This is a genomic window from Streptomonospora sediminis (assembly GCF_054778995.1).
This window is the reverse complement of the sequence record NZ_BAAGYZ010000036.1, coordinates 65,873-86,617: the sequence shown is the minus strand read 5'-3', so window position 1 is coordinate 86,617 and position 20,745 is coordinate 65,873. Positions and strand designations below refer to the sequence as shown.

The following is a 20,745-nucleotide window of genomic DNA, read 5'->3' as shown; positions in this document are numbered from 1 at the left end:
GCCGCCGGCGACGATCATGCAGGAATGCCGGTCGCGGTTTTGATTTTCGGGCATTTCCGCATGATCAGCAGTGCGCCGGGTGAACACTAGAGCAGCGGCGGGCCCTCGCCGGGCTCTTCCTGGTAGGAGTAGCGCTGCTCCTGCCAGGGGTCGCCGAGGTTGTGGTATCCGCGTTCCTCCCAGAAGCCGCGGCGGTCAGCGGTGAGGTACTCCACCGCACGCACCCACTTCACGCTCTTCCAGCCGTAGCGGTGCGGCACCACCAGGCGCACCGGATAGCCGTACTCGGGGCTCAGCCGCTCGCCGTCGCGGTGGGTGGCCAGCAGCACGCCGCGCTCCAGGAAATCGTCCATGCGCAGGTTGGCGCTGTAGCCGTACTCGGCCCACACCATCACGTGGGTCGCCGCATCGGCGGGCGGCGCCAACTCGACCAGGGTTTCGGTGGAGACCCCGCTCCAATGCACGTCCGGCAGGGTGAACCTGGTCACGCAGTGGAAGTCGGCGACGGAGTCCACCCGCGGTAGTGCGTCGAAGTCGGGCCACTTCCACCGGAACTCGCCCAGCGACTCGGTGAACCCGAAGACCCGCAGGTCCCATCTGTGCGCGCGGAAACGCGGCACGGGGCCGTAGTGCAGGGCGGGCCGGCCGCGTGGCACGTGCTGCCCCGGCGGCAGCGTGTGATCCGACAATCGCTCTCCTCCGTGCGCAAGTGCGCCCTTTGGGCCATCCTGCCAGTGCCGTCCTTCGGGGCATGCCCGGCCCCCGGAGCTGTCCGCCGCGCCGCAGGCATGCGCTATAGTCGCTTCCATGCAGCAGAGCTTTTGGCGCTTTTATGGCAACCGGCCTACGGCTAGGACGGTCGCCCGCCAAGCGCTGAGCTGACACGGACGACTTGAGGAGCCCCGGGCCGGTAGCGGCCCGGGGCTTCTTGCTGTCCGGGGCGAAACCGCAGCCGGCCCCGCTCCCCGGTCCATCCGGCCGACGACCCGGTCAGCGCCCGCTGATCCGGGATGCACGAACAGCCGAAAGGGACACGCACATGGTCATCGTCATGGGGCCCGGAGCCACACCCGAACATATCGACAGCCTCGTCGACCTCGTCACCAGCGCGGGGGGCGAGGCCTACGTGACCCGCGGTGTGAGCCGTACGATCATCGGCCTGGTCGGCGACGTGCGGCGGTTCGAGACCCTGGACCTGCGCGCCAAGCCCGGCGTCAGCGACGTCCTGCGCATCAGCGTCCCCTACAAGCTTGTCAGCAGCGAGAACCAGCCCACCCGCTCGCTGGTCAGCGTCGCGGGCGTGCCCATCGGCGGCGGCGAACACACCACCGTCATCGCCGGGCCGTGCGCGGTCGAGACCCCCGAACAGACGCTGGCCGCGGCCCGCATGGCCAAGGCCGCCGGTGCCTCGCTGCTGCGCGGCGGGGCCTACAAGCCCCGCACCTCGCCCTACGCGTTCCAAGGGCTGGGCGAAGCCGGCCTGAAGATCCTCGCCGACGTGCGTGCCGAAACCGGGCTGCCGATCGTCACCGAAGTTGTCGACGCCGCCGACGTGGACCTGGTCGCCGGATACGCCGACATGCTGCAGATCGGCACCCGCAATATGCAGAACTTCGCGCTGCTGCAGGCGGCCGGCGAGAGCGGCCGGCCGGTCATGCTCAAGCGCGGCATGAACGCCACCATCGAAGAATGGCTGATGGCGGCCGAGTACATCGCCCAGCGCGGCAACCTCGACATCGTGCTGTGCGAGCGCGGGATCCGCACCTTCGAAAAGGCCACCCGCAACACCTTGGACATCAGCGCGGTCCCGGTGGCCCAGCGGCTCACGCACCTGCCGGTGATCGTCGACCCCTCGCACTCGGGCGGCAAGCGCGAGCTGGTGCTGCCGCTGTCGCGGGCCGCGATCGCGGTCGGCGCCGACGGGATCATCGTCGATGTCCACCCCACGCCCGAGACGGCCCTGTGCGACGGGCCGCAGGCGCTGGTCGGCGACGACATCGCCGAGCTGGCCGGTATCGCCGAGACCCTGCCGCCGCTGCTGGGCCGCCGGCTCACCGAGGCGCCCCAGTTGGTCGGCGCCTGAAGGCACCGCGGCCCCGGGACGCCGGGCGGCTGAGGCCCCGGGGCGCCGCCGGAACACCGGGGCGCCGAGAGGTGGGGAAACGGGGCCCGCCCGCTTGCGCGAACGCGTGCGGGCCCCGCGGTCAGGCGCCGGCCGAATCAGCGACTCGGCCGCTCGGTGGCTCAGCCGCTCAGACCTTTTCGGGAGCGGCGTCGCCCAGGAAGCTGGGGCGGTGCAGCTGCTTGGCCGTGAGCAGGTGTTCGGCCAGCTCCTCGGCGTCGAGCCTTTTCTCGATCTGGCGCAGGTCGGGGATCTTGGCGGCGGTCTCGACCTGGCGCGGCGTCAGCATCGTGCAGCAGTCCTCGTCGGGCAGCTCGGAGATCGACAAGGTGCCGATGCGCCGGGCCTGGTCCATGATCTCGGTCTTGTCCATGCCGATCAGCGGCCGCAGAATCGGCACGTCCACCGCATCGTCCAGCGCGGTGAGGTTGGTCATGGTCTGGCTGGAGACCTGGCCCAGCGCGTCGCCGGTGACCAGCGCCTCGGCGCCGAGGTCGTCGGCCAGCGCCTCGGCTGTCTTGAGCATCAGCCGCCGCTGGGCGATGATCTGCAGCCGTTCGGTGCCGGAGGTCTTGAGCTGCTGCTGGGCCTTGCCGAAGGGGACGACGAACAGCCGCGATCCCATCTGGAACCGGTCGAGCTCGCGTACCAGGCTGTAGGCCTTGTAGATCGATTCGGGCCCGGTGAAGGGCATGCCGGAGAAGTGCAGGAAGTCGACTTTGAGCCCGCGGCGCATCATCCGGTGCGCGGCCACGGGGGAGTCGATGCCGCCCGACATCAGCATCAGCCCGCGCCCGCTCATGCCCACCGGCAGGCCGCCCTGACCGGGGATGCCGTCGGTGAAGACGAACACCTCGTCCTTGTCGACCTCGATGGAGACCGCATGGTCGGGGTTCTTCAGGTTGACCGGCAGCGCGTGCGCCTCCTGCACGGCCGTGCCGACGTGCTGGGCGATCTGCGAGGAGGTCAGTGGGAAACGCTTGTCGCGGCGGCGCCCCCGGACCGCGAAGGAGCCGGTGCGGTCGGCCAGCGCCTGCACGGCGACACCGGTGACGGCGTCGAGGTCCTTGGGCACCCGGCGTACCAGGTGCACCCAGACCACGCCCATGACGTTGCGCATGCGTTCGGCGAGTTCGGCGACCTCCAGGTCGGAGGAGCCGGGCATGCGCAGGATGACGACCCCCGAGCCGCGCCGGGTCAGCTTGATCGGCGCGAGCCCGCGCGCCGAGGCGCGGATGTTGTTGTGCAGGCGGCGCTCGAACAGGCTGCGGTTGCTCCCCTTGAGTACGATCTCGCCGAGCTTCATCAGCACGCACAGCTCGTGCGGTCCGGCCGCGGACCGCTCCTGGACGGCGGCCTCGGCCTCGCGCCCTTCGACGGCCTCGGTTTCGGACATGACGGCCATGGCAGCGGCTCCCAGTTGTATCGCCGGATGTGGGGAGGGCGGAGGCCGGTGCGCAGCCCTCCGCCGTTTCCAGTATCGAACATCCCAACGACCGGTCGGAACAGCCGCATTCCCGCCCCGGCCACCCTCTTGCGGCGGCCGGGGCGGGGCAGGGAACAGGGCGAGGCCCCCGGCCGCGCCGCGCCCGGTGCGGCTTGAAGTCCGCGCCCGGCGCCGCGCAGGGCCGGGCCTGCGCGGCGCCGGGCGGATCGGCCGAGTGAGCCGGATCGGCCGGATCAGCCGAAGAAGACCTCGGCCTCTTCGTAGCGCTCGGTCGGGACCGTCTTGAGCTTCTCGGTCGCGGCGGAGAGGTCGACCCGCACGATGTCGGTGCCCTGGAGGGCGACCATCTTGCCGTACTCCTGGTCGTGCACGGCCTCGATGGCGTTGACGCCCAGCCGGGTGGCCAGCACGCGGTCGAACGCCGAGGGGGTACCGCCGCGCTGGGTGTGGCCCAGCACGACCGAGCGGGCCTCCTTGCCGGTGCGCTGCTCGATCTCCTCGGAGAGGCGCTGGCCGATGCCGCCGAGGCGCACGTGGCCGAAGGAGTCCTTCTCGCCGGCGGTCAGCTCCATCTGCCCGTCCTTGGGGTGGGCGCCCTCGGCGACCACCAGGATGGGGGCGTAGTTGGTCTTGAACCGGCTCTCGACGTGCGCCACGACCTCGCCGATGTCGAAGGGGCGCTCGGGGATGAGGATGACGTTGGCGCCGGCGGCCATGCCCGAGTGCAGCGCGATCCAGCCCGCGTGGCGGCCCATGACCTCGACGACCAGCGCGCGGTGGTGGGACTCGGCGGTGGTGTGCAGGCGGTCGATCGCCTCGGTGGCGATGTTGACCGCGGTGTCGAAGCCGAACGTGTAGTCGGTGGCGTTGAGGTCGTTGTCGATCGTCTTGGGTACGCCGATGACGTTGACGCCGCTGTCGTGGAGCTGGGTGGCCACACCGAGGGTGTCCTCGCCGCCGATGGCCACCAGGGCGTCGATGCCCATCTGGGCCATGTTCTGCTTGACCCGCTCGACACCGCCCTCGATCTTCATCAGGTTGGTGCGCGAGGACCCCAGAATCGTGCCGCCGCGCGGCAGGATCCCGCTGACCGCCGCCCGGTCCAGCGGCATGGTCTCGCCCTCCAGTGGCCCCCGCCAGCCATCACGGAACCCGACGAACTCGTAGTCGTAGTCCTTGATGCCCTTCCGGACGACTGCGCGGATGACCGCGTTCAGCCCCGGGCAGTCGCCGCCACCGGTCAGCACCCCGACTCGCATGCGCACTCCTCGAATTCCTGTGAAAATCTGACCGCCCGCCGGCGCGGGGGCACGGCCGGGCGGTGTGGACCGGACGCGGACCATTGGGTCTTGCGCTGTCAGGCTGACAGCGACAGTGTGACCAGTGCCGTTGAAGGCGCCCGCCGGGCGTTGCAATCCGCTTTGCGGGGGTATGCCCCCCGGATGGCGGGTTGGAGCCGGGGTCGGCGCCTTCTGTTCCACACCGTCCGCATGGTCTAGACCATAGTCGTCCAATGTCCTGGAGGCCAACCCATGTCCGTCCTCGCGCTCGACGCCGGTACCACTGGCGTGACCGCACTCGTCGTCGATGAGAACGGCGGAGTCCTTTCCCGCGGTTACCAGGAATTCGCCCAGCATTACCCCGAGAGCGGCTGGGTCGAGCACATTCCCGAGGAGATCTGGCAGGCCACCCTCGCGGCCTGCCAGAGTGCCCTGGACGGCACCGACGATCCGCCCACCTGCGTGGGCATCACCAACCAGCGCGAGACCGCGGTGCTGTGGAACCTCAAGCGCGGCAGCGCGCCGCGCAGAGCCATCGTGTGGCAGGACCGGCGCACCGCCGGCATCTGCGCCGAGCTGCGCGAGGCCGGCCACGAGGACCGCGTCACCGAGGTCACCGGGATGCGGTTGGACCCCTACTTCACCGGCACCAAGCTGACCTGGATCCGTCGCAACGACGAGCGGGCCTGGAGCGGCGTGGAGTCCGGCGACACGGTCATCGGCACCGTCGACTCCTACGTCATCAGCCGGATGACCGCCGGCGCCCGGCACGTCACCGACGCCTCGAACGCCTCGCGCACCCTGCTGTACGATATCCACCAGGGCACCTGGTCGCAGGAGATGTGCGACCTCCTGGGAGTGCCCATGTCGGCGCTGCCCGAGATCGTCTCCTCTTACGGTGTCATCGGCGAGACCGATCCCAACGAGTTCCTGGGGCTGCGGCTGCCCATCGCCGGTATCGCCGGCGACCAGCAGGCCGCCATGTTCGGGCAGAACTGCTACACCCCGGGCAGTTCCAAGTGCACCTACGGCACCGGCTCCTTCGTGCTGATCAACGCCGGCAAGCAGCCGGTCGCCCCTGAGCACGGCCTGCTGAGCACGGTGCTGTGGCAGCACCCCGACGGCACCCGCGACTTCGCACTCGAGGGCTCCATCTTCGTCACCGGCGCGGCCGTGCAGTGGCTGCGCGACGGGCTCGGGCTCATCGACAGCGCCCCCCAGTCCGAAGCGCTGGCCGCCAGCGTGCCGGACTCCGGCGGCGTAGTGTTCGTGCCGGCGCTGACCGGGCTGGGCGCCCCCGACTGGGACCCCTACGCCCGCGGCGCCATCTTCGGTATCACCCGCGGCACCAAGCGGGCCCACCTCGCCCGCGCCACCCTGGAGGCGATCGCGTTCGAGGTCCGCGACGTCGCCGAGTCGATGGCGGCGGTCTCGGGCACCGAACTTCCCGAGCTGCGGGTCGACGGCGGCGCGTCCAACAACGACCTGCTCTGCCAGATCCAGGCCGACCAGCTCCAGGTCAGTGTCGCCCGGCCCGAGGTGCAGGAGACCACGGCGCTGGGCGCTGCCTTCCTGGCCGGGCTGGCCACCGGCGTGTGGGAGTCCACCGAGGACCTGGCGCGCACCTGGCACCTGGACCGCCGCTTCGAGCCGGGCAGCCGCGACGAGACCACTCACCTGCGCTGGCGCACGGCGGTGGAGCGTTCCAAGGGTTGGTCCGAGCTGAGCTGATCCGGTCCCGGGCGGTACCTGAACGGGGCCGCCCGGGTGCCGGCCCGCGGCCGCGACCACCGAAGCGGTCGCAGGCGGTCCTGGGGCCCCGGGCAGCCGCATCGATCCGCCGTTCGGCAGCCCCGCCGCCGTCTTGGGCCGCCGGCAACCGCCGGCACCGAAAACGGCATCAGGTGCAAGTCGGGTGGACCTACGAGTCAGGTGCAGGCCGGGTGCAACACGGCAAGCCGCGTGGTCGTCCGCTCAGCCGTCTCCGTCGCCGTCGAGGCCTCGGTCGATGGCATAGCGCGCCAACTCAACGCGGTTGTGCAGATGCAGCTTGCTCAACGTGTTCTGCACATGGTTCTGCACGGTGCGGTGCGCGACCGACAGGCGCTCGGCGATCTGCTTGTAGCCCAGCCCCTTGGCCACCAGCCGCAGCACCTCGGTCTCGCGGGGGGTCAGCGAGGGGGCGGCGGTGTCGCCGGCGGGTTCGGGCCCGGCCGCCAGCCGCCGGTACTCGCCCAGCACCAGCCCGGCCAGCCCGGGCGTGTAGACCGCCTCGCCGGTGCGCACCCGGTGCACGGCGTCCAGCAGTTCCTCGCGCCCGGCCGACTTGACCAGGTAGCCGGTGGCGCCGGCCTTGACCGCCTCCAGCACGTCGGCCTGCTCGCCGCTGGCCGAAAGCACCAGCACCCGCGGCGGCTCGGCCTGCGCCAGCAGCCGGCGGGTGACCTCGACACCACCGATGCCGGGAAGCTGCAGGTCGACCACTGCCACATCGGGCCGGGCCGCCGGCGCCACCCGCACCGCCTTGGTGCCCTCGCCGGCGGTCGCGACCACCTCCAACCCCGCCTCGGCAAGGTCGCGCGCCACCGCGTCGCGCCACATCGGGTGGTCGTCGACGACCATCACCCGGACGGGCCGCTCACCCGCCGCATGGCGGGCGCCGACCGCGCCGGGATCGGACTCTGCTGCCATGGGGCGACTCTAGCGAACGCGGCTGCGGCGCAGGCGGGTCAGTCGTCACCGCCGTTGCCGTTGCCGTTCCCATTGCCCCCGTTGCCATTGCCGTTGCCGCCTCCGCCCGCGAACGGGCTGGCGATCAGCTTGATCTCGGTGCCCTCGGTGGCCGGGCCCTTCGGGTCGTAGCTCGCGACGCGATCGCCGCCGAAGACGCGGGTGACGGTCACCTTGAAGCCCAGCTCCTCCAGCTTCTTCCTGGCGTCCTTGACCTTCCACCCGGTGACATCGGGAATCTCGATCTTCTCGGGCCCGGACGAGACCGTGATCGTGACACTGTCGCCCGAGCTGACGGTGCCGCCCGCCTGAGGGGTCTGCGAGACGACCTCGCCCTTGGGCACGTCGTCGCTGGGCTGCTGGGTGATGGAGACCTGCAGACCGGCCTCCTGGAGGGCGGCGCGCGCCTCCTGCTCCTGCCGGCCCACGACATCGGGAATCTCGAATCCGGAACTGACGGTCAGCGTGACCGGTGCCTCGCGATCGGCGTCGGCGCCCGGCTCGGGGTCGGTGCTGATGACCGTGCCGGCCGGGTGGTCCTGGGAGTCGGTCTCCTCCTCGACGATCTCGCCGAAGCCGTCGTCCTCAAGCGAAGAGCGGGCGTCCGCGGAACTCTGGCCCACCAGATCCGGCATTTCGACCGTCTGCGGCCCCTTGGACAGGTAAACGGTGACCGTGTCCTCGGGCAGGATGCGCTCGTCGACACCCGGCTCGACCTTGGCGACGGACCCGGGCTCCTCCTCGGAGTAGACGCGCTTGTCGTCGATGGTCATGCGTACCGGGACCTCGCCCAACTCCGCGCGGGCCTCCTGGTCGTCCATGCCGACGACATCGGGCACGGGCTCGTAGCGGCCGACGAGGAACCACCAGCCGAACACCAGCAGCACCACCGCGAGCACGCCGGCGATCAGCATCATCGGATAGTTGCGCCGGTCCGGGCGCAGCAGGCCGCGGATACCGCCGCCACCGCCCCTGCCGGCGTAGTCGTCCGGTCCGGCATCGGCCAGGCCGCCGGTCTCGACCACCAGGGTCTGGTTGCCGGCGCCGCCACCCGCCCCGGCGCTGCCGGCACCGCCGGTGGCCGGAAGCGCCGCGGCGGGCGGGGCCGCGTTGCCGGCGCCGGAAAGCGCCGAACCGGTGCTCAGCACCAGCGTGAGGAACTGCCCGGCGTCGCCGGGCCGGTAGCCGGGGTCGCGCTCGGTGGCGCGGGTGACCAGGGCGTCGATCTGCGGCGGCAGGCCCCCAACGACCCGGGAGGGCCGGGGCACGTCCTCGTTGACGTGCTGGTAGGCGATCGAGATGGGGGTGTCGCCGGTGTGCGGCTGGGACCCGGTCAGCAACTCGTAGAGCATGATGCCGGCCGCGTAGACATCGGTGCGCGCATCGGCGGCGCCGCGTTCGATCTGCTCGGGGGCCAGGTAGGCGGCGGTGCCCATGACCGCGCCGGTCTTCGTGGCGCCCTGCTGGGCGGATTCGACCACCCGCGCCAAACCGAAGTCGGCGACCTTGACGCGGCCGTCCTCGGTCAGCAGCACGTTCTCGGGTTTGACGTCGCGGTGGACCAGCCCGGCCTGGTGCGCGGCACCCAGCGCCGCCAGCACCGGCGCGATGGTGTCGAGCGCGTCGGTGGGCGACAGGTGCCCGCGCGCGTTGAGCATGTCGCGCAGCGTCCGCCCGGGCACGTACTCCATGGCCAGGTAGACGTGCCCTTGGTCGGTGCCCTGGTCGTAGACTTGGACCACGTTGGGGTGCGAGAGCTTGGCCACCGAATGCGCTTCGTTGATGAAACGCTGCACGAAGGAGGGGTCGGTGGCCAGCGAGGAGTGCATCACCTTGCAGGCCAGCCGCCGGTCCAACCGCAGGTCGTGGGCCACGTAGACAGTGGCCATGCCGCCGCTGGCCACCCGTGCCTGGACGTGGTAGCGCTGATCGAGTGTCGTGCCCACCAGAGGGTCGGCAGTCGTCATGTCCACAGGGCGAGTGTAGAGCGTCAGCGGCGGGCGGTTGCCGGGCGCGGCGCCTTGAGGGCGGTGCCGACCGGTTCGGACCGCCCCGGACCGCGGCGCCGCCGGAACCGGCGGTGGCATCGCTCACCCGTACCGGAAAACCTGCACCGGTGGCCCGGCCTCCCGGACACGGTACCGCCGGACCACCGGTGCGCGGCGCAGGTGCCGCTGCGGTTTTCAGTCAACGGCGGGCGAGGACGCCTGGGCGTAGCGCCGCACCGGGATGCGGCCCGCGCGGCGGGCGGCGCGGCCGGCGGAGACCGCGTCGCGCATGGCGCCCGCCATCAGCACCGGGTCGGCGGCGCGGGTGACCGCCGTGGCCAGCATTACCGCGTCGCAGCCCAGCTCCATGGCCAGCGCCGCCTCGCTGGCGGTGCCGATCCCGGCGTCGATGACCACCGGTACCTCCGCCTGCTCGACGATCAGTTCGATGTTGTGCGGGTTGCGGATGCCCAGCCCCGAGCCGATGGGGGCGCCCAGCGGCATCACGGCGGCGCAGCCGGCCTGCTCCAGGCGGCGCGCCAGGACGGGGTCGTCGTTGGTGTAGGGCAGGACGGTGAAACCGTCGTCGACCAGCCGTTCGGCGGCGTCGAGCAGTTCGACCGGGTCGGGCAGCAGGGTGCGGTCGTCGGCGACGACCTCCAGCTTGATCCAGTCGGTTTCGAGGGCTTCGCGGGCCAGCCGCGCGGTCCGCAGCGCGTCGCCCGCGGTGAAGCAGCCGGCGGTGTTGGGCAGCGGCCGGATGCCGTTGCGGCGCAGCACGTCCCACACCGAGCCGTCGGCTCCGGGGGAGACGCGGCGCAGCGCGACCGTGGTCAGTTCGGTGCCCGAGGCGATGAGCGCGTCCTCCAGCACCCGCAGCGACGGCGCGCCGCCGGTGCCGGTGATCAGCCGGGAGGAGAAGGCGCGGCCGGCGATGACGAAGGGGTCGGCTGCGGCCGCCGCCTCGGGCGGCCGGGCCGTGCCCGGGTCCGTGCCCGCGGCCGGTTGCAATCCGGCGGGCGGGGCGCCTGCACCGGCGCCGCCGGAGTCCGCCGGGTCAGGGGAGGAAGGGGCAGCCGAAGACGGGGAATGGGTGTAGGTCATGTCAGCCTCCTTGGACCGCGGTGAGCACGTCGATGCGGTCGGCCTCGCCGACCTCGGTGGTGCCCCATCCGGCTTTGGGCACCACTTCGTCGTTCAGTGCGACGGCCACGCCGCTGGGCGCCTGCGTGAGCGTGCGCACCACCTCCTCGACCGTGGTCTGCGGTGGAATTTCGCGGCGCTCGCCGTTGACGATCACATCCACTGGTCCTGCTCGCCTCCCTCGGTGGTGCCGCCGCCCGCGCCGGCGGGGTCGCGGTCCGCTGTGCGGGTGGCGGCGAAACGGCGCGCGTAGTCGGGCAGCGCGCCGGTGGTCAGTGCCTCGGCCATTGCGTCGCCGGTGGCCGGCGTGAGCAGCACCCCGTGCCGGAAGTGCCCGGCGGCCAGGTGCAGGCCCGGTACCGCGGTGGGGCCCAGCAGCGGCTCGTTGTCCGGCGAGCCGGGGCGCAGGCCCACGCAGGTCTCGGTGATCTCCAGTTCGCTGACACCGGGCACCAGTTCGTGGGCGTCGCGCAGCACCTGCCAGAGCCCGCCCGCGGTCAGCCGGGTGTCGAAACCCTGCTCCTCCTGGGTTGCGCCGACCACGATCTCGCCGCTGCGGCGCGGGACCAGATAGACCGCGGAGCCCCGGACCAGCCCGCGTACGGTGCGGGTCACGATGGGCGGCTCGCCGGCGGGCATGTGCAGGCGCAGCAGTTGGCCTTTGACCGGGCGCAGCGGCGGCACCGCGCCTGCGGGAACCCCCTCGATGCCGGGGTTGGCCGCTCCCGCCGCGAGCACGACCTGATCGGCGGTGATGCGGCCGCCGGAGTCGAGTTCGACGCCGCGGGCGCGGCCGCCTTCGACGATGAGCCGGCACGCCCGATCGCGGACCCCCACGGCGCCGCGGCGCTCGGCTGCGGCGCGCAGCGCCCTCAGCAGCGAGCGGGGGTCGATGGAGTGGTCGCCGGCGGCGAGGTAGCCGCCGCGCACCGACGGCGCCAGCATGGGCTCCAGCCGGCGGCATTCGCGGCTGGTGAGCCGCTCGGTGGCCAGGCCCAGCCGGGTGCGGAGCTCGCTGAGGTGGCCCAGGCGCGCCAGGTCGTCGGTGTCGAAGGCGACTTGCAGGGTGCCCTCGGCTCGGTAGCCCGCCGAGGTGCCGCTGTCGGCTTCAAGCTCGGCGACGAACCCGGGATAGCGGTCGCGGGAGACGGCGCCGAACCGCATCAGCGGCTCCTCGCCGAACGAGGCCTCGGTGGCGGGCGTGAGCATGCCCGCGGCGACCGCGGAGGCCGAACCGTCGAGCCGGTCGGCCACCACGGTGACGCCCAACCCGGCGCGAGCCGCCCGCCAGGCGGTGACCAGGCCGATGAGCCCGCCGCCGACGACGGCCACGTCGGCGGCCGAGGGGGTGGAGGAGTTCGGGAATGTCGCTGCGCACACGGCCCTGCTGCCACTTCCTTCGCCGGTATGACCCGGATCAGGTTCATGCGGTCGGAGACTGCCAGTCTCCCTCTCAGCCGGGTCCCGACCCGGCTCCCGCGGGTGTATCTCGTCCGCTACCAGTCTAGTCGGCTGCCGGGCCGCCGCCGCGGGGCGGGCGCCCCGAACCTCCGCCCGGCCGGCGCGGGTGTTGCCCGGCACCCGCCGAGCCGGTGCCGACCCGCTCGGTCCGCCGTATGGCAGCAGGCGGCGCGGCCCTTGGGCGCTACGCCCTGAGCGATACCGCGCGGCATGGGCGTTTGGCATGGCGCCGGATGTGGCACATTGGCAGCGTGAATGAGAACGACCGCGACACCGACACCCTGGTCGGCGAGTGGATGACGCTGAAAGAAGCCGCGCGGGAACTGAACGTCAGCCCCAACCGGATCAAGCAGTTCATCACCGACCACAAGCTGCTGGGCGTCCGGCGCAACGGCGAACTATGCGTCCCGGCCGCATTCATCACCGGCGGTGACACCGTAAAGGGCCTGTCCGGAACCCTTACCGTGCTGGCCGACTCCGGGTTCAGCACCGACGAGGCCCTGCAGTGGTTGTTCACCCCCGACGACACGCTCCCGGGATCACCCATCCAGGCCCTGATCGAAAACCGCGGCACCGAGGTCCGGCGCCGTGCTCAGGCCATGGCCTTCTGAGTCGTCCGGGGGGCTCCGGGCCGCCGGCTTCGCCCGGCGCCCTCCGGCGGCGGGCCAACCGCCGCCACCGCGGCGGCGCAGTGCGCCACCGGGCGCGATCCGCCCCGGATCCATGGCTAACCTGGCCGCGTGAACACGAATCTGCGAGACCGCCTGGATTCCGCGCGCCTGTACCTGTGCACCGACGCCCGCACCGCCCAGGGCGACCTGGCCGGGTTCCTCGACTCCGCGCTCTCGGGCGGCGTCGACATCGTCCAGTTGCGCGACAAGTCGCTGGAAGCCCGCCAAGAGCTTGCAGCGCTGGAGACCGTGCGCGCCGCCTGCGACCGCCACGGCGCCCTGATGTCGGTCAACGACCGCGCCGACATCGCCCTTGCCGCGGGAGCCGACGTGCTGCACCTGGGCCAGGACGACCTGCCGGTGGCCCACGCGCGCGCCGTCATCGGCCCCGGCCCGCTGATCGGGCGCTCCAACAACGACGCCGCCATGGCGGCGGCCTCCGCCGAACAGGAGGGCGTCGACTACTTCTGCGTCGGGCCCACCTGGACCACCCCCACCAAACCGGGCCGCCCGGCCGCCGGACTGGAGCTGCTCGAGCGCACCGCCGCACTGCAGACCCGGCGCCCCTGGTTCGCCATCGGCGGCATCGGCCTGGACAACCTCGACCGGGTCATCGAGGCCGGCGCCAAGCGCGTGGTCGTCGTGCGCGCCATCACCGGTGCCCGCGACCCCCGCGCCGCGGCCGAGCGGTTCCAAGCCAGGCTCGCCGCAGCCGGCTGAGCCCGCCGGAGCCGCCGCCGGTGCGGACCCGGCCCGGCGCCGCCCGCCGCAAGCGGCCGCCTGCACCGGCGCGCCGGTCACACCGGTGCGTGGTGCAGCGCGCTGGGGCGGGTGCGCAGGTAACCCTCGATGGACTGGGCGGGCCGCCCGGTGAGTTCGCCCACGGCGGGCGAGACCACGTCCAGCTCGCCAGCTGCGATCGCGGCGCAGGCGGCCGGATCGGCGCCCGGCTGTGCCGCGGCGAACCGGCCCCGGTGCGGCGGCCGGACCGCCGACCAGGCCGCCGACTCCTGCCAGGTCTCGGGCACATAGGCGATGGTGCGCCCGGTCAGCGCGGAGAGCTTGCGCGCGGTCTCGCCCAGGGTGACCGCTTCGGGGCCGGTCACGTCGTAGGTGCGGCCCTCGTGCTCGCGGCCGCCGGTGAGCACGGCCGCGGCGGCCTCGGCCACATCCTCGCGCGAGACCCACGCCAGGCGGCCCTGGCCGGCCGGGCCGCGGATGAGGCCGTCGGAGTCGACCCAGCCGGGCAGCAGGTCCAGGTACAGGCTGGGCCGCAGGAAGGTGTGGGCCACACCTGCGGCGCGGATGTGGGCCTCGGTGTAGAAGTGGTCGCGGACCGCGGTGTAGACGGCGGCGGGCCCGGCGGAAAGGAACGACACGTAGACGATGCGGGTGACCCCCGCCGCCAGGGCCGCGTCGGCGGCGCCGAAGTGCTGCTCCACGCGGCGGTCCGACTCCGGAGCCGGGATCAGCAGCAGGGTGTCGACGCCCCGGACCGCGCGCTCGAAGGCGGCGGTGTCCTCGTAGGCGGCCATGGCGGCGCCGGCGCCGGGAAGGTCGGGGGCGCGGTTGATGTCGCGGACGATGAGGCGCTGGGCCAGGCCGAGCCGGGCCAGCCGTTCAGCGACCCGCCTGCCGAGGGCCCCGGTGGCGCCCGTGATGCCGATGGTGTGCGTTGGTGTCGGTTCGTCGCCCATGGCGGTATTTTCCGGCAGCGCCGCCGCCGGGTCACCGACCGCGGGCCGACCGGGTCGGCAACCGCGCCGCTGCAGGCGTTCGCGCGGTCGTCAGCGCGTCGCGAGCCTCCGGCGCAACCCGGCACCGGGCATGCGGGACCTTACATCGGCACCGGGCCGCACAGGCCGGCGGGCCGGCGGGCCGGTAAGGCGGCAGGTCGCAGGGCAGGTCACCGTGCTGGGCGGCGCCGGCAACCGCCGCCCGGCACGGTCCGCGGCTCCGGCCGGCCGTCAGTGCTTGCGCGCGGTGGCCGCGACGATCAGGTCGGCCAGCGGCGAGCGGGCCGAGTCGTCGAGCAGGTCGGTCTCCAGCGCCGCCGTGGCCTGGGCGACGTAGTCGTCGATGCGGCGCTCGCAGGCTGCCAGCGCGCCGCAGTCCTCGGCCGCGCCGCGCATCCACTCCACGGTCTCGGTGGAGAGGCCGGGGTCGCCGAGGTGGCCCAGGAACCGGGCGCGGTCGGCCCCGCGGGCACGCTCCAGGGTCTCGGCCACGATCAGGGTGCGTTTGCCCTCGCGCAGGTCGTCGCCTGCCGGCTTGCCGGTCTGCCCGGGGTCGCCGAAGACCCCCAGAATGTCGTCGCGCAGCTGGAAGGCCGCCCCGAGCGGGAGCCCGTAGGCCGTGTAGACGGGGCCGAGGTCGGCGTAGCGGCCCGCCAGCGCCGCGCCCAGGTGCAGCGGCCGCTCGATGGTGTACTTGGCCGCCTTGTAGTGCATGACGCGCAGTGTCGCCGCGACGTCGCCGTCTTCGCGCACCTGTTCCAGCATGTCCAGGTACTGCCCGGCCATAACCTCGGTGCGCATCGCGTTGAAGGGAGCGCGTCCGGCGGCCAGCGCGGCCAGGTCCAGGCCGCTGGACTGGTACAGGTCCTCGCTCCAGGTCAGGCACAGGTCGCCGATGAGGATCGCGGCGCCGCGGCCGAAGGAGTCGGCGGACCCGCTCCAGCCCGCGCGCTCGTGCAGCGCCTGCAGGCGCTTGTGGGTGGCCGGCAGCCCGCGGCGGGTGTCGCTGTTGTCGATCACGTCGTCGTGGATGAGCGCGCAGGCCTGCAGGAACTCCAGCGCGGCGGCGGCTGCGTGGATCCCGGGGATGTCGTCGCCTCCCGCGCCGCGCCAACCCCAGTAGCAGAAGGCGGGGCGCAGCCGTTTGCCGCCGGCGAGCATGGCTTCCAGCGCGTCGACGACCGGAGTCAGTTCGGCACCGACCTCCATCAGCTGGGTGCGGCGGGCCGCGATGAAACGGGCGATTTCGTCGTCGACGGCCGCGCGCACGAAGGCGACCGGAGAGGACGCGAAGGAGGTCATGGTCTGCAAGGTTATCGGCTAGCCGGTACCCGGCCACCCCACCCCGGAAGGGCCTTGGCCTAAGGTGGGAGACATGCTTGGGTCACCGACACGCGACGGGAGCGCGCCGACCGCAGCCTCGCGGCCGCGCGATATCCGCGAACTGCTCAAAGCCGGCGAACCGACATTCTCCTTCGAGTTCTTCCCACCGAAGACGGACGAAGGGCTGCGCAAACTCTGGCGGGTCATCCGCGAGATCGAGGCACTGCAGCCGTCGTTCGTCTCAGTCACCTACGGTGCCGGAGGCGGAACCCGCGATCTCACCGTCGAGATCACCGAGCAGATGGCAACCGACACGACGCTGCTCCCCGTCGCACACCTGACAGCCGTAAACCACTCCGTGCGCGAACTGCGCCACCTCATCGGCCGCTTTGCCGGCGTTGGGGTCAGCAACATCCTCGCTCTGCGCGGCGACCCTCCGGGAGACCCGCTGGGCGAGTGGGTCAAGCACCCCGAAGGGCTGGAATACGCCGACGAACTGGTCCGGCTCCTCAAGGAGACCGGCGACTTCAGTGTCGGCGTGGCGGCCTTCCCGTACAAGCACCCGCGTTCGCCCGACGTCGACTCCGATGTCGAGTACTTCGTGCGCAAGTGCCGCGCGGGGGCCGACTACGCCATCACCCAGATGTTCTTCGACCCCGAGGACTACCTGCGGCTGCGCGACCGCGTGGTCGCTGCGGGCGGCGAGGTGCCGATCATCCCCGAGATCATGCCGGTGGTGAAATACTCCACCATCGAGCGCTCCGAGCAGCTCTCGGGAGCACCTTTCCCGCGCCACCTCGCGGAGGAGTTCGACAAGGTCGCCGACGACCCCGAATCGGTGCGCAAGCTGGGCATCGAGCAGGCGCAGCGCATGTGCGAGCGGCTGCTGGATGAGGGTGCCCCCGGCATCCACTTCATTACGTTCAACCAGTCCACCGCCACCAGGGAGATCTACCAGCAGGTCGCCGCCGACCGCATGCCGGCAATGGCAGGGGCGCGGCCATGATCGCAAAGGGCTGGTGAGGGCTGCCGGGGAACGTGAACTCCGGTAGCACGTCAACGAATCCGCACGAAAGGTAGAGGCTCCGCGCGGCCGTAGGGCCGACCGGGGTCGACAGGACGGCGGTGCGCTCTCGGCGCACCGCCGTCAGTGCGTCCAGCAGGCCGCGGCCGATGCCCCGGCCCTGGTGGTCGGGCAGCACGTGCAGTTCGGCGACTTCGAAGGAGTCGGCGAACCAGCGCCGTTCGGCGCGGGGGTCGCGCTCGCGCAGCTCGGCCGAGACGACGTCGTGCCACCACTGCCCGCCGCTGCCGTGGAATCCGTAGCCGAACCCGATCGCGCTGCCGCCGCGTACGGCGGCGACCGAGCGGAACCGCGCGTTGCGGGCGTGCTCGCGCATGATGGATCGGCGCCCGGGGATCTGCTCGCCGGGCGGATCCATCGCCGCGGTATAGATTTCCATCAGGGCCGGCAGCGCGTGCAGGAACGCCGGGGCGGCGAGCTCCCGGAGCTCCCACGGTTCCCCCGCCCGGCGGGGTTCGTCGTCGGTGCGCACACGGCCACGGTAGACCACGGGCGTGCGGGGGCGGCGCTGTTGACGGCGGCGGCCGGGGTGCGCTTAACTGTTCTTGTTCGTACTGCTGTTCGATTCCGCTTGGTTTGTGCAGCTGTGCGTTCCACTCGCGCCCGCTTGCCGCGACTGCAATCCGGTGCGGGCGCGTGAGCGGCCGGGCGGGGGGAGGGGAAGCCTCTTGCCCGGCCGCGCCGTTTCCGCGGACCTGCGGGCGCCTGCGCCCTCGGCCCGCACCTGCGTACCTCCGTGAGTCCCTGCGCACCGAATCCGCGCGCGCCGCCCGCTCGGCCGCGCTCCAGCGCTCCCGCGGTGCCCCCGCACGCGACGAACGGCCGCGCCCCACTGCGGGAGCGCGGCCGTTCGCCGCGTGCGGGTGTTCGTAGGGGCCTGGGCCGGTGGTGCGGGTCTCGGCAACGGGGGGTGAGCCCGGGTGCCGGGCTCGCGGGGTCTCGGGCTCTTGGGTGGTCGGGGCTGGAGCCGCCGCGGGACGCGCCGGCGCGGTCGCGGCGGCGCCGGCAGCCCCGGGGCAGGGGGACATGGGCAATTGGCGCCGGCGGGCGCGCTGGTGCGCTGTGGGGGGCGCGCCGGGCCGGTGCCGACCGGGTCATCCGCCGGCCATCCGGTTGGCCGGTTGGTCCGTTGGGCGGTTGGGCGCTGTGCCGGTTAGAAGGCGTCGACGGCGCGGCGGGCCTCGGGGTCGAGGACGCCCCAGTTGATCAGCTCCTCGGTGAGGTCGCCGGGCGAGCGGTCGTAGATGACCGCCAGGGAGCGCAGGTCCTCCTGGCGGATGGACAGCACGCGCCCGTTGTAGTCGCCGCGCTGGCTCTGGATGGTGGCCACGTAGCGGGCGAGCGGGCCGGCTTTCTCCTGGGGGAGCTGCTGCATGCGCTCCAGGTCGATGACCAGCTTGGGTGTGGGGCCGAGCGGGGTCGGTGCCGCGCCGCCGGGCAGCAGCTCTGACATGGGCACGCCGTAGAAGTCCGCGAGCTCGGCGAGCTTCTGGACGGTAACGGCGCGGTCGCCGCGCTCGTAGGAGCCCACGACGACGGCTTTCCAGCGCCCGTGGGACTTCTCCTCGACCCCGTGCAGGGAGAGCCCCTGCTGGGTGCGGATGGCGCGCAGTCGCGCACCGAGGGACTTAGCGTATTCCGATGGCATCTTCTTCGTCGCTCCCCGGCCGTGAAGGTGGCTCGTCGGGCGGAGGGGCCCGGGAGGGCTCCTGCCGCAGGGCCCGAACTCAACCGGCCCTGCCCGAGTTTGGTTACGGACAGTGACGGTAGGCCGGTTCGGGTGCCAGGTCAAGCCGTTGGGTGGAAAAGCGATGATTCAGTGGCCAAACCGTGTGTAAGTGAGTGCCCTCTCATTTCCGGATCGATGCGGACATCTTGGCCAGGCATCGTGCACGGAAAGCCCGCAAACGCAGGGATTCCGTGTTTTCGTCCGCGACACCCACCGCGCGTGGTGTCCTATTCACGGAACGATGAGGGGATATGTCAATCCCGGGTGGTGTGATGAGAGTCACATTTTCCAGTCGTTTCGCGGTGCCGGTGGGCGGCCGGCGAGCAGTGTCCCCGCGGTGCGCTGGTAGCGTGAGGCCGTTCGACATCCTTTAACGTCCTGTCCCGTGAGGCAGGGAAGGGGGTCACTACTGTGTGTATGCAACAGCGTGCCGAGCGTGACTCGGAAGTATCGGCCGGTGATTCCGCCGAATCCACCGACCGCGTCCCCGCTCCGGCACGGACCGTCCTGGACGCTCCCGAGATCCAGCGGGCGCTCACCCGAATCGCCCACGAGGTGCTCGAACGCACCAAGGGCGGTACCGACGTCACCCTGCTGGGCATCCCCTCGCGCGGTGTGCCGCTGGCCCGCCGCTTGGCCGAACGCATCGAGCGGGTCGAAGGCCGCACTGTCCCGTGGGGATCGCTGGACATCACCATGTACCGCGACGACCTGCGGCTGGCGCCGGCCCGCGCCCTGGGCCGCACCGAGATCCCGCCCGAAGGGGTCGACGGCCGCACCGTGGTCCTGGTCGACGACGTCCTGTTCTCCGGCCGCACGGTGCGCGCCGCACTCGACGCCCTCAACGACATCGGCCGCCCCCGCGCGGTCCAACTGGCCACCCTCGTCGACCGCGGCCACCGCGAGCTGCCAATCCGGGCCGACTACGTGGGCAAGAACCTGCCGACCTCGCTGCGCGAGACCGTCACCGTGCAGCTGAGCGAGCCCGACGGCGCCGACGCCGTCCTGCTCGGCCCGGCCAAACCGCGCCCCGGCGACGAGGAGGCCTGATGCGCCACCTGCTGTCCACCGGCGACCTCGCCCACGACGAAGCCCTGCTGGTGCTCGATACCGCCGCCGAACTCGCCCAGGTCAGCGGCAGATCGGTGAAGAAACTGCCCACCCTGCGCGGCCGCACCGTGGTCAACCTCTTCTACGAGGACTCCACCCGCACCCGCACGTCCTTCGAACTCGCCGCCAAACGGCTCTCGGCCGACGTCGTCAACTTCTCCGCCAAGGGCTCCAGCGTCTCCAAGGGCGAGAGCCTCAAGGACACCGCGCTGACCCTGCAGGCCATGGGGGCCGACGGCGTGGTCGTGCGCCACGGCGCCTCCGGGGCCGCCCACCGGCTCGCCAACTGGGTCGACGGCGCCGTGCTCAACGCCGGCGACGGCACCCACGAGCACCCCACCCAGGCGCTGCTGGACGTCTACACGATGCGCGAGCGCCTGGGCCGGCTCGACGGGCTGCGGGTGGCCATTGTCGGCGACGTGCTGCACAGCCGGGTGGCCAGATCCAATGTGCTGCTGCTGCACACGCTCGGCGCCGAGGTCACCCTGGTGGCCCCGCCCACCCTGGTCCCGGTCTCGGTGCACACCTGGCCCTGCGCCGTCTCCTACGACCTCGACACGGTGCTGCCCAAGAGCGACGTGGTGATGCTGCTGCGGGTGCAGGCCGAACGCATGCACGACGCGTTCTTCCCCACCGCACGCGAGTACAGCCGCCGCTACGGGCTCGACGGCGAACGCTTCGCCCGGATGCAGGACCACGCGATCGTCATGCATCCCGGGCCCATGGTGCGCGGGATGGAGATCTCCGCCGAGGTCGCCGACTCCCCGCGCAGCACCGTCAACGAGCAGGTCGCCAACGGCGTCAGCGTGCGCATGGCCGTGCTGTACCTGCTCCTGGGCGGGTCTTAGGCCGTCTGCGCGCCCCAGCGCGCAGCCCGCTTCCGGCCAACCCCGGCGGCGCCCCGGACCGGCCCGCCGCGCC

At 72.1% G+C, this 20,745-nt stretch carries 19 protein-coding genes and 1 riboswitch; of the genes, 7 read left to right on the top strand and 12 right to left on the bottom strand.

Annotated features, from left to right (window positions below):
- Positions 1-86 precede the first annotated feature (86 nt).
- Positions 87-689, bottom strand: a complete 603-nt coding sequence (locus ACYVD5_RS09375) for a molybdopterin-dependent oxidoreductase (protein WP_461000553.1) — start codon at positions 687-689, stop codon at positions 87-89.
- 350 nt (positions 690-1,039) lie between these two features.
- Here ACYVD5_RS09375 and aroF point away from each other — a divergent pair, with 350 nt between their 5' ends.
- On the top strand, positions 1,040-2,083 hold the full coding sequence (gene aroF, locus ACYVD5_RS09370) for a 3-deoxy-7-phosphoheptulonate synthase (RefSeq protein WP_461000552.1): 1,044 nt from the start codon (positions 1,040-1,042) through the stop codon (positions 2,081-2,083).
- A 169-nt stretch (positions 2,084-2,252) separates the two neighbouring features.
- Here the strand turns inward: aroF and thiI are convergent, their stop codons facing one another.
- Together thiI and ACYVD5_RS09360 are read right to left on the bottom strand one after the other, a co-directional pair.
- Positions 2,253-3,527 (bottom strand): tRNA uracil 4-sulfurtransferase ThiI, encoded by a 1,275-nt coding sequence (gene thiI / locus ACYVD5_RS09365; protein WP_461000551.1) that lies wholly within the window; start codon positions 3,525-3,527, stop codon positions 2,253-2,255.
- Positions 3,528-3,802: 275 nt separating this feature from the next.
- Positions 3,803-4,828 carry a 6-phosphofructokinase gene (locus ACYVD5_RS09360; RefSeq protein ID WP_461000550.1) on the bottom strand — a complete coding sequence of 342 codons (1,026 nt, stop codon included), beginning with the start codon at positions 4,826-4,828 and terminating at the stop codon, positions 3,803-3,805.
- A 273-nt stretch (positions 4,829-5,101) separates the two neighbouring features.
- On the opposite strand from ACYVD5_RS09360, the gene glpK reads away from it, so the two are divergent.
- Positions 5,102-6,580: a glycerol kinase GlpK gene (glpK, locus tag ACYVD5_RS09355; protein WP_461000549.1), complete on the top strand. Its 1,479-nt coding sequence runs from the start codon at positions 5,102-5,104 to the stop codon at positions 6,578-6,580.
- A gap of 243 nt (positions 6,581-6,823) precedes the next feature.
- Here the strand turns inward: glpK and ACYVD5_RS09350 are convergent, their stop codons facing one another.
- From ACYVD5_RS09350 to thiO, 5 genes are all read right to left on the bottom strand, one after another.
- Entirely contained in the window at positions 6,824-7,540 is a 717-nt protein-coding gene (locus ACYVD5_RS09350) for a response regulator (protein WP_461000548.1), read from the bottom strand.
- 38 nt (positions 7,541-7,578) lie between these two features.
- Positions 7,579-9,552, bottom strand: coding sequence for a Stk1 family PASTA domain-containing Ser/Thr kinase (gene pknB, locus ACYVD5_RS09345; protein WP_461000547.1), 1,974 nt, complete (start codon positions 9,550-9,552; stop codon positions 7,579-7,581).
- A 210-nt stretch (positions 9,553-9,762) separates the two neighbouring features.
- Positions 9,763-10,671, bottom strand: a complete 909-nt coding sequence (locus ACYVD5_RS09340) for a thiazole synthase (protein ID WP_461000546.1) — start codon at positions 10,669-10,671, stop codon at positions 9,763-9,765.
- Position 10,672: 1 nt separating this feature from the next.
- The gene (gene thiS / locus ACYVD5_RS09335) at positions 10,673-10,873 is read right to left on the bottom strand and encodes a sulfur carrier protein ThiS (protein WP_461000545.1); all 201 of its coding nucleotides are present in this window, start codon (positions 10,871-10,873) and stop codon (positions 10,673-10,675) included.
- On the bottom strand, positions 10,864-12,090 hold the full coding sequence (thiO, locus tag ACYVD5_RS09330; RefSeq protein ID WP_461000544.1) for a glycine oxidase ThiO: 1,227 nt from the start codon (positions 12,088-12,090) through the stop codon (positions 10,864-10,866). Before thiO ends, thiS begins: the two co-directional genes overlap by 10 nt.
- Positions 12,087-12,200, bottom strand: a riboswitch (TPP riboswitch). Its footprint overlaps the gene before it by 4 nt.
- A gap of 204 nt (positions 12,201-12,404) precedes the next feature.
- On the opposite strand from thiO, the gene ACYVD5_RS09325 reads away from it, so the two are divergent.
- Positions 12,405-12,782, top strand: coding sequence for an Rv2175c family DNA-binding protein (locus ACYVD5_RS09325; protein WP_461000543.1), 378 nt, complete (start codon positions 12,405-12,407; stop codon positions 12,780-12,782).
- A 129-nt stretch (positions 12,783-12,911) separates the two neighbouring features.
- Positions 12,912-13,562: a thiamine phosphate synthase gene (gene thiE / locus ACYVD5_RS09320; RefSeq protein ID WP_461000542.1), complete on the top strand. Its 651-nt coding sequence runs from the start codon at positions 12,912-12,914 to the stop codon at positions 13,560-13,562.
- A gap of 77 nt (positions 13,563-13,639) precedes the next feature.
- Here thiE and ACYVD5_RS09315 read toward each other — a convergent pair whose 3' ends face one another.
- Together ACYVD5_RS09315 and ACYVD5_RS09310 are read right to left on the bottom strand one after the other, a co-directional pair.
- A complete protein-coding gene (locus ACYVD5_RS09315; protein WP_461000541.1) occupies positions 13,640-14,539 on the bottom strand; it encodes an NAD(P)H-binding protein in 900 nt (299 codons plus the stop codon).
- A 270-nt stretch (positions 14,540-14,809) separates the two neighbouring features.
- Positions 14,810-15,880: a polyprenyl synthetase family protein gene (locus ACYVD5_RS09310; RefSeq protein ID WP_461000540.1), complete on the bottom strand. Its 1,071-nt coding sequence runs from the start codon at positions 15,878-15,880 to the stop codon at positions 14,810-14,812.
- A gap of 73 nt (positions 15,881-15,953) precedes the next feature.
- On the opposite strand from ACYVD5_RS09310, the gene metF reads away from it, so the two are divergent.
- Entirely contained in the window at positions 15,954-16,907 is a 954-nt protein-coding gene (gene metF, locus ACYVD5_RS09305) for a methylenetetrahydrofolate reductase [NAD(P)H] (protein ID WP_461000539.1), read from the top strand.
- Here the strand turns inward: metF and ACYVD5_RS09300 are convergent.
- Together ACYVD5_RS09300 and bldD are read right to left on the bottom strand one after the other, a co-directional pair.
- Positions 16,825-17,364, bottom strand: coding sequence for a GNAT family N-acetyltransferase (locus ACYVD5_RS09300; RefSeq protein ID WP_461000696.1), 540 nt, complete (start codon positions 17,362-17,364; stop codon positions 16,825-16,827). The genes metF and ACYVD5_RS09300 overlap by 83 nt on opposite strands.
- Before the next feature lie 774 nt (positions 17,365-18,138).
- A complete protein-coding gene (gene bldD, locus ACYVD5_RS09295) occupies positions 18,139-18,633 on the bottom strand; it encodes a transcriptional regulator BldD (RefSeq protein WP_017591133.1) in 495 nt (164 codons plus the stop codon).
- Positions 18,634-19,131: 498 nt separating this feature from the next.
- On the opposite strand from bldD, the gene pyrR reads away from it, so the two are divergent.
- A complete protein-coding gene (gene pyrR / locus ACYVD5_RS09290) occupies positions 19,132-19,764 on the top strand; it encodes a bifunctional pyr operon transcriptional regulator/uracil phosphoribosyltransferase PyrR (protein ID WP_461000538.1) in 633 nt (210 codons plus the stop codon).
- On the top strand, positions 19,764-20,672 hold the full coding sequence (locus ACYVD5_RS09285) for an aspartate carbamoyltransferase catalytic subunit (protein WP_461000537.1): 909 nt from the start codon (positions 19,764-19,766) through the stop codon (positions 20,670-20,672). The genes pyrR and ACYVD5_RS09285 overlap by 1 nt, the downstream gene beginning before the upstream one ends.
- Positions 20,673-20,745 lie beyond the last annotated feature (73 nt).